6 protein-coding genes, 1 tRNA gene, 1 pseudogene and 1 other annotated feature are annotated in these 6,739 nt (G+C 69.5%); of the genes and pseudogenes, 5 read left to right on the forward strand and 3 right to left on the reverse strand.

The window, feature by feature from the left end; genetic code table 11:
- Positions 1–90 precede the first annotated feature (90 nt).
- The 3 genes from QSJ40_RS06200 (at position 91) to QSJ40_RS06210 (ending at position 1,734) form a co-directional block, all read left to right on the forward strand.
- Complete coding sequence (locus QSJ40_RS06200) at positions 91–558, forward strand: peroxiredoxin (protein WP_006215105.1); 468 nt, start codon at positions 91–93, stop codon at positions 556–558.
- A complete protein-coding gene (locus QSJ40_RS06205; RefSeq protein WP_006215106.1) occupies positions 555–1,490 on the forward strand; it encodes a Sir2 family NAD-dependent protein deacetylase in 936 nt (311 codons plus the stop codon). Before QSJ40_RS06200 ends, QSJ40_RS06205 begins: the two co-directional genes overlap by 4 nt.
- A gap of 171 nt (positions 1,491–1,661) precedes the next feature.
- Positions 1,662–1,734 (forward strand) — tRNA-Val (locus QSJ40_RS06210).
- 30 nt (positions 1,735–1,764) lie between these two features.
- Here QSJ40_RS06210 and QSJ40_RS06215 read toward each other — a convergent pair.
- A complete protein-coding gene (locus tag QSJ40_RS06215; RefSeq protein ID WP_006215107.1) occupies positions 1,765–1,998 on the reverse strand; it encodes a hypothetical protein in 234 nt (77 codons plus the stop codon).
- 820 nt (positions 1,999–2,818) lie between these two features.
- Here QSJ40_RS06215 and gnd point away from each other — a divergent pair.
- Positions 2,819–4,273, forward strand: coding sequence for an NADP-dependent phosphogluconate dehydrogenase (gene gnd / locus QSJ40_RS06220; RefSeq protein WP_006215109.1), 1,455 nt, complete (start codon positions 2,819–2,821; stop codon positions 4,271–4,273).
- A 100-nt stretch (positions 4,274–4,373) separates the two neighbouring features.
- Here the strand turns inward: gnd and epsC are convergent, their stop codons facing one another.
- The gene (gene epsC / locus QSJ40_RS06225; RefSeq protein ID WP_006215110.1) at positions 4,374–4,958 is read right to left on the reverse strand and encodes a serine O-acetyltransferase EpsC; all 585 of its coding nucleotides are present in this window, start codon (positions 4,956–4,958) and stop codon (positions 4,374–4,376) included.
- Positions 4,959–5,181: 223 nt separating this feature from the next.
- A complete protein-coding gene (gene cysK, locus QSJ40_RS06230) occupies positions 5,182–6,117 on the reverse strand; it encodes a cysteine synthase A (RefSeq protein ID WP_006215111.1) in 936 nt (311 codons plus the stop codon).
- 287 nt (positions 6,118–6,404) lie between these two features.
- On the opposite strand from cysK, the pseudogene QSJ40_RS12890 reads away from it, so the two are divergent.
- A pseudogene (locus tag QSJ40_RS12890) lies at positions 6,405–6,739 on the forward strand (transposase); the annotation flags it as partial.
- Positions 6,632–6,739 (forward strand) — a sequence feature (AL1L pseudoknot). This feature is flagged as partial in the annotation. Its footprint overlaps the pseudogene before it by 108 nt.

The following is a 6,739-nucleotide window of genomic DNA, read 5'->3' on the forward strand; positions in this document are numbered from 1 at the left end:
TCCGCGCCGCTGCACGGACCCCCAGACCCACGATGATCTGCACCGGAGTCGGCCGTCTCGGCCGATCCCGGACGCGGCGAGGTGAGACCCATGATCGAGATCGGCCAGTTCGCGCCCGACTTCACGCTGAACAACCAGTACGGGGAGGCCGTGACGCTCGCTGAGCACCTCGGCCGGCCCGTGGCGCTGGTCTTCTATCCGTTCGCCTTCTCCTCAGTGTGCACGGGGGAGATGTGCCAGCTGCAGGACATGATGGATGAGGTCCAGGAGGCCGATGCCCTCCTGCTGGCGGTCTCCACGGATTCCCAGTACGTCCTCAAGGCCTTCAGTCGCGAGGAGTCCCTGGAGTTCGACCTCCTCTCCGACTTCTGGCCCCACGGCGAAACCGCACGCGCCTTCGGCGTGTTCGACGAGACCACCGGCATGGCCAGCCGCACGACCTTCCTGATCGATGCCGACGGCATCGTGCTCGACCGCTTCACCTCGGAGATCACCTCGCAGAGGCCCGTCGAGCGCTATCGCGAGGCGCTGGCCAAGCTGCCGGCACCCACCGCGTGAGCCCTCCTGTCCGCATCCTGCGGGCCGGATACGGCCCCCGCGATGAGCCGGACCTGTTCCCCGATCCGCAGGCTCTGAGCCTCGAAGCCGGGCTTCCGGCCGCCCTCGAGCAGCTGGCCGGGCGGGAGGCCCTCGTCATCTCGGGCGCGGGCATGTCCACGGCCTCCGGGATCCCGGACTACCGCGGACCTGACGCCCAGCCGCGCCAGCCCATGAGCTTCCAGGAGTTCACGGGCTCGCCCGAGCGCCGAGCGCACTACTGGTCGCGCAACCAGATCGGGTGGCGGAACCTGCAGCGCGCCGAGCCGAACGCCGCGCACCGGAGCCTTGCCCGGCTCGAAGCCGCCGGAGCAGTGCGGGCGGTCATCACCCAGAACATCGACCGGCTGCACGAGCGCGCCGGCTCGCGCTGCGTGATCGACCTGCACGGGCGCTACGACCGCGTGCGCTGCATGGCCTGCGCAACGCTCATCCCACGGACTGTCTGGTCGGATCGGCTCGACGCGCTGAACCCCGAGGCCGCAGCGGTCTCGGCGGATCCCGCCGACATCGACTTCGCCCCGGACGCCGATGCCGAGGTCGCCTATGCCGGCGACGCCTACCGCGTGCCGGACTGCCCGGTCTGCGGGGGCGTGGTCAAGCCGGACGTGGTGTTCTTCGGCGAGAGCGCTGATCCCGACGACGTCGCCGCCGCCTGGCATCAGACCGAGCTCGCTCAGGCCCTGCTGGTGCTGGGGACCTCGCTGACCGTGCACTCGGCGCGGCGATTCGTGCGCCGGGCTGTGCGAGCGGGCATCCCCGTGGTGATCGTCAACCACGGCCAGACCCGCTCGGATGCCGATGCCTCGGTCAAGATCGACGCGCAGGTCGCGGACTTCCTGGCCGCAGCCGAAGCCCCGCTGAGCGAGGGCGCACGCGGCCGTCGACCCTGAGGGGCCCAGGGCCAGGAGGACGTCTTCACAGCCGACGTGATGGAAGACACCAGCTTCCGCATCAGGAATCGTTGTCAGAGCGTCACATAAGAGCCGACTCGGGGGTAACATCTGCGTCAGCATCGGGTGCTGACGGCTGCAGAAGTCGTCCACCCGATGCCGCCACATCCAGGGCCTTTAGCTCAGCTGGCAGAGCACTGCGTTTACACCGCAGGTGTCGTCGGTTCGATCCCGGCAGGGCCCACACCTGCTCGCAGGCCCAGGCACGGAGTCCTCACCCGCGGCGCCAGCGGCCGTCGTCGGGATCCTGGACCCAGCGCTCGGACGGTCCCGAGGGCACCGGGTCCGCGTGCAGCCAGAAGGTCGCGTCGGGATCCCAGCCGGCGATCACCGTCCATCGGCCGTCGGCCAGCGGCAGCGCGCGTCCGGCGAGCTCCAGGTAGGCGACGGCTGGGAGGTGGAGGCATCCGCCTCCTGCGCCACGGTGCTCCAATCCGGGATCACCCACGGCCCCACCATCCCGGTGGTGCGATACCAGTCGTGGCGGCGGGAGGCCCTGACCTCCAGTGGATGCGCCCGACCGTGGAGCGCCGCGAGATCACCGGCGTGGACCACCAGGTCCCGGAGAGGTTCGCCTGCGGGTCCGCGGGCCTGTCCCACTGGGCCTGGAGCTCCTCGGCGCGGGTGGAGCGGGCCCACTCCTGGAGGCTGGGACCTGGCCTCCGGGCGAGACATCGGGGTCATCCCATGCGATCAGCCTCTGCTGCCGGAGCGCATCCTGGCTCCACCAGCTCAGCTCGGGAACCACCGTCAGCTCGTGGGCCAGGGGGCGCAGCGCCGCTTGGATCGCGGGATCGGCTGCGAGCAGATCCTCGCCGTCGGGCTCCTGCCAGTACCGCGCAGCATTGACCGCGGCGCCGAAGGCCTTCTGGGTGCTCGTCGGTGACAGGCTCCCGAGGGGCACCCGACCGAGCGCCGAGATCAGCGCAGGAATGCTGGCCTCCTGCACATCCTGCACCGCCCGCAGCTCCTGCGGTGCGCTCGCAGCATCCGAGCCGGCTTCCAGGAGCGGCATCATCTGCCAGGTGCCTCGGTTCGGATCGAGCCGTGCTGCGAGCTCCCATACGAGCAGGGCCACCTCTTCGGAGAGGATCTCCGCCAGCTCCAAGCACAGGCGCCGCCCGCGTGGCCCGTCGGGCAGGCGCGAGGCCTGTGTCTCATCCATCTGCTGAGGCTAAGCCGGCGGCGCTGTGCCGCGACAGATCCGGGCGCGGGCAACAAGCAGTACCCATGGAGGGCTGTCCGGCCCCCGGACTAGGCTGAGGCCCATGACTTCAGAGAAGAAAGCTCAGATCGGCGTCACCGGACTCGCGGTGATGGGCGCCAACCTCGCCCGCAACTTCGCGCACCACGGCTACACGGTGGCCCTGCACAACCGCTCGGTCGGCAAGACCGATGCCCTGATCGCCGAGCACGGCGACGAGGGCGAGTTCATCCGCACCGAGACCATGCAGGAGCTCGTGGACTCGCTCGAGAAGCCGCGCCGCATCCTCATCATGGTCAAGGCCGGCGCCCCTGTGGACTCCGTGATCGAGCAGCTCGTCCCGCTGCTGGACGAGGACGACATCATCATCGACGGCGGCAACTCGCACTACCCGGACACCATCCGCCGCGAGCAGGCGCTTGCGGAGAAGGGCCTGCACTTCGTGGGCGTCGGTGTCTCCGGCGGCGAGGAGGGCGCGCTCAACGGCCCGTCGATCATGCCGGGCGGCTCGCGGAAGTCCTACGACTCCCTGGGCCCCATGCTCGAGTCCATCGCCGCGGACGCCCCCGAGGACGGCAAGCCCTGCTGCGCCTGGATCGGCACCGACGGCGCCGGGCACTTCGTGAAGATGGTCCACAACGGCATCGAGTACGCCGACATGCAGGTCATCGGCGAGGCCTATGAGCTGCTGCGCCAGGTCGGCGGCATCGAGCCGGCTCAGCAGGCCGAGATCTTCACGCAGTGGAACAGCACCGAGCTGTCCTCCTACCTGATCGAGATCACCGCCGAGGTCCTCAAGCAGGTGGACTCCCGCACCGGCAAGCCCCTGGTCGACGTCATCGTGGATGCCGCAGCCATGAAGGGCACCGGCACCTGGACCGTGCAGGCCGCCCTCGAGCTGGGCTCACCGGTCACCGGCATCGCCGAGTCCGTCTTCGCCCGGGCCCTGTCCTCCACGGCTCGCGAGACCCGCCTGGAGGCCCAGGAGACCCTGGCCGCAGGGGTCCCCGAGCCCGGCACCGTGGATGACGCCGCCTTTATCGAGGACGTCCGCCGCGCCCTGTACTGCTCCAAGCTCGTGGCCTACGCCCAGGGCCTGGAGATGCTGGATGCGGCCTCGGCCGAGCACGACTGGGACCTGCAGCTCGACGTCATCGCCTCGCTGTGGCGCGCCGGCTGCATCATCCGCGCCGAGCTGCTCGAGGACATCATGGCCGCCTACAAGGACAAGGAGACCGCCCCGCGCAACCTCCTGTTCGCACCGGCCTTCCGCGACGTCATCGCCGAGTACCTGCCGTCGTGGCGCCGCGTGGTCGTGGAGGCCACCAACCGCGGCATCCCGGCCCCGGTCTTCGCCTCGTCGCTGTCGTACTACGACGGCCTGCGCCGCCCCCGCTCCAACGCCGCCCTGACCCAGGGACTGCGAGACTACTTCGGTGCGCACACCTACCTGCGCACCGACTCCGAAGGTGCCTTCCACACGCTGTGGAGCAGCGACCGCTCCGAGATCGACAGCTGACCCGAGCCGCCGGGGCCCTCGGGCTCCGGCAGTCGGATCGACGACGGCCCCGGACTCTCGTGAGCGAGAGCCCGGGGCCGTCGTCGTGAACCGGAAGACTTCAGATCCACATGGCCGGATCGATGTAGGCGGCCGGATCCACCAGCGGCTCCTGCTTGTCCGGGGTGCGGGCTCGGGCCTTGCCGGGAATGCCGGTGACCACCGAGTCCTCCGGGACGTCCTTGACGACCACCGAGTTGGCGCCCACGGCCGAGCCGCTGCCGATCTCGATGTCGCCCAGGACCTTGGCGCCGGCGCCCACTGTCACGCCGTCGCCGATCGTGGGGTGGCGCTTGACCTTGGCCAGCGACGTGCCGCCCAGGGTCACGCCCTGATACAGCATGACGTCATCGCCGATCTCTGCGGTCTCGCCGATCACGATCCCCATGCCGTGGTCGATGAAGAACCGGTGCCCGATGGTGGCGCCCGGGTGGATCTCCACGCCGGTCAGGAAGCGCCCGATCTGGGAGACCGTGCGGGCCGCGCCCTTGGTCTGCTCCCGCTCCCAGAGCCGATGCGAGAGGCGATGCAGCCAGATGGCATGCAGCCCCGAGTAGTTCACGACGATCTCGACGTCCGAGCGGGCGGCGGGGTCGAAGGCGCGCGCGGTGTCGATGTCCTCGCGCAGTCTGCTGAGAAAGCTCACGGATCTCCTCATCGAAGCGTCACCGGGCGGGCGGAGCCCGGCGGGGCGGTGGGTCCAGCGGCATCCGTCCCGGCCGGCAGGGACCGAGGGGAGATCGCAGGAGGTCGGGGAAGGCGACGGACCCGCCGCTCGTCGACCCCGTCGAAGGCAGGGAGGGGAGCACGCGGGTCCGTCGGGACCGTACCGCGCCGGTGCTCGGCGCGGTCCGAGGTCGCTGCGGGGATCAGCCCCGGATGTCCTCGTACAGGACGGTGGAGATGTAGCGCTCGCCGAAGTCGCAGACCACCGTGACGATCAGCTTGTCGCGGTTCTCCTCCTTCTTGGCCTCCTCCAGCGCCGCGAAGACGTTCGCGCCGGTGGAGATGCCGCCGAGGATGCCCTCCTTGGTGCCGAGCTCACGAGCCACGCGGACGGCGTCGTCGACCTCGACGTCGTAGACGTCGTCGTAGACCTCGCGGTCCAGGACGTCCGGGACGAAGTTGGCGCCCAGGCCCTGGATCTTGTGCGGGCCGGCCTTGCCCTGCGTGAGGATCGGGGAGTCGGCTGGCTCGACGGCGACCACGCGCACATCCGAGTTCTGCGACTTGAGGTAGGAGCCGGCGCCCGTGATGGTGCCGCCGGTGCCGATGCCGGCGACGAAGACGGCGACCTGGCCGTCGGTGTCCTCCCAGATCTCCGGGCCGGTGGTCTCGCGGTGGACCTTAGGGTTGGCCTCGTTCTCGAACTGGCGGGCCAGGATGGCGTTGTCCGAGGACTCGACGAGCTCGCGGGCCTTCTCGACCGCCCCGCGCATGCCGTCGGCACCCGGGGTCAGGACGATCTCGGCACCGTAGGCGCGCAGCATGGCGCGGCGCTCGGTGGACATGGTCTCCGGCATGGTCAGGATGACCTTGTAGCCGCGGGCCGCCCCGACCATGGCCAGGGCGATGCCGGTGTTGCCGGAAGTGCCCTCCACGATGGTGCCGCCGGGGCGCAGCTCGCCGGAGGCCTCGGCGGCGTCGACGATCGCGCGGCCGATGCGGTCCTTGACGGAGTGTGCGGGGGAGTAGAACTCGAGCTTCACGGCGACGTTGCCGGGGAGGTCCTTGTCGAGCTCGTTGAGCCGCACCAGCGGGGTGCCGCCGATGAGCTGGGTGACGTTGTCGTGGATCTTGCCCATGATGATTCCTTCCGAAGGGGATCTGCGGTGCCCTGGCAGCCGCGGTGAGACGGCATCCGTGTGCGGGGCGATCGGACTCTGCTCGAGCCTAACGGCCGAGGCCGCGGCGCCTGCGAGTCACGAGGTGGTCAGAAACTCTGCGTAACCTTGCCGGACCTTGGCCAGCTTGGGATTGATGACGAACTGAATCGCCCCGGGTCTGGTGGAGGCTCTGAATCCACGGGAGGATGAGGAGCATGGCAGCACCGAGGAAGTACCCCGACGAGCTTCGGGAGAGAGCCACGAGGATGGCAGTTCAGTCACGGCGCGATCCATCGACGAGGTCGGGAACGTTTCGCCGTGTGGGCGAGCAGCTCGGGATCAATCCTGAGACTCTGAGGAACTGGGTCGTGCAGGCCGAGGTTGACGAGGGGCACCGTCCCGGGACCACGACCAGCGAGTCCCAACGCCTGGTCGAGCTGGAGAAGGAAGTGCGTGAGCTGCGCAGGGCGAACTCGATCCTGAGGTCAGCCTCGGCTTTTTTCGCGGCGGAGCTCGACCGCCCACAGCGTTGATCGTGGAGTACATCGACCAGCACAAGCATGAGTTCGGCGTCGAGCCGATCTGTCGAACGCTGACCGCA

The sequence above is a fragment of the Kocuria sp. NBRC 114282 genome, from assembly GCF_030268385.1.
Lineage (GTDB): Bacteria > Actinomycetota > Actinomycetes > Actinomycetales > Micrococcaceae > Kocuria > Kocuria palustris.

Coding starts and splice junctions, on each gene's coding strand:
- gnd (WP_006215109.1), top strand. CDS start 2,819: ATGACTTCAGAGAAGAAAGCTCAGATCGGCGTCACCGGACTCGCGGTG.
- QSJ40_RS06200 (WP_006215105.1), top strand. CDS start 91: ATGATCGAGATCGGCCAGTTCGCGCCCGACTTCACGCTGAACAACCAG.
- cysK (WP_006215111.1), bottom strand. CDS start 6,117: ATGGGCAAGATCCACGACAACGTCACCCAGCTCATCGGCGGCACCCCG.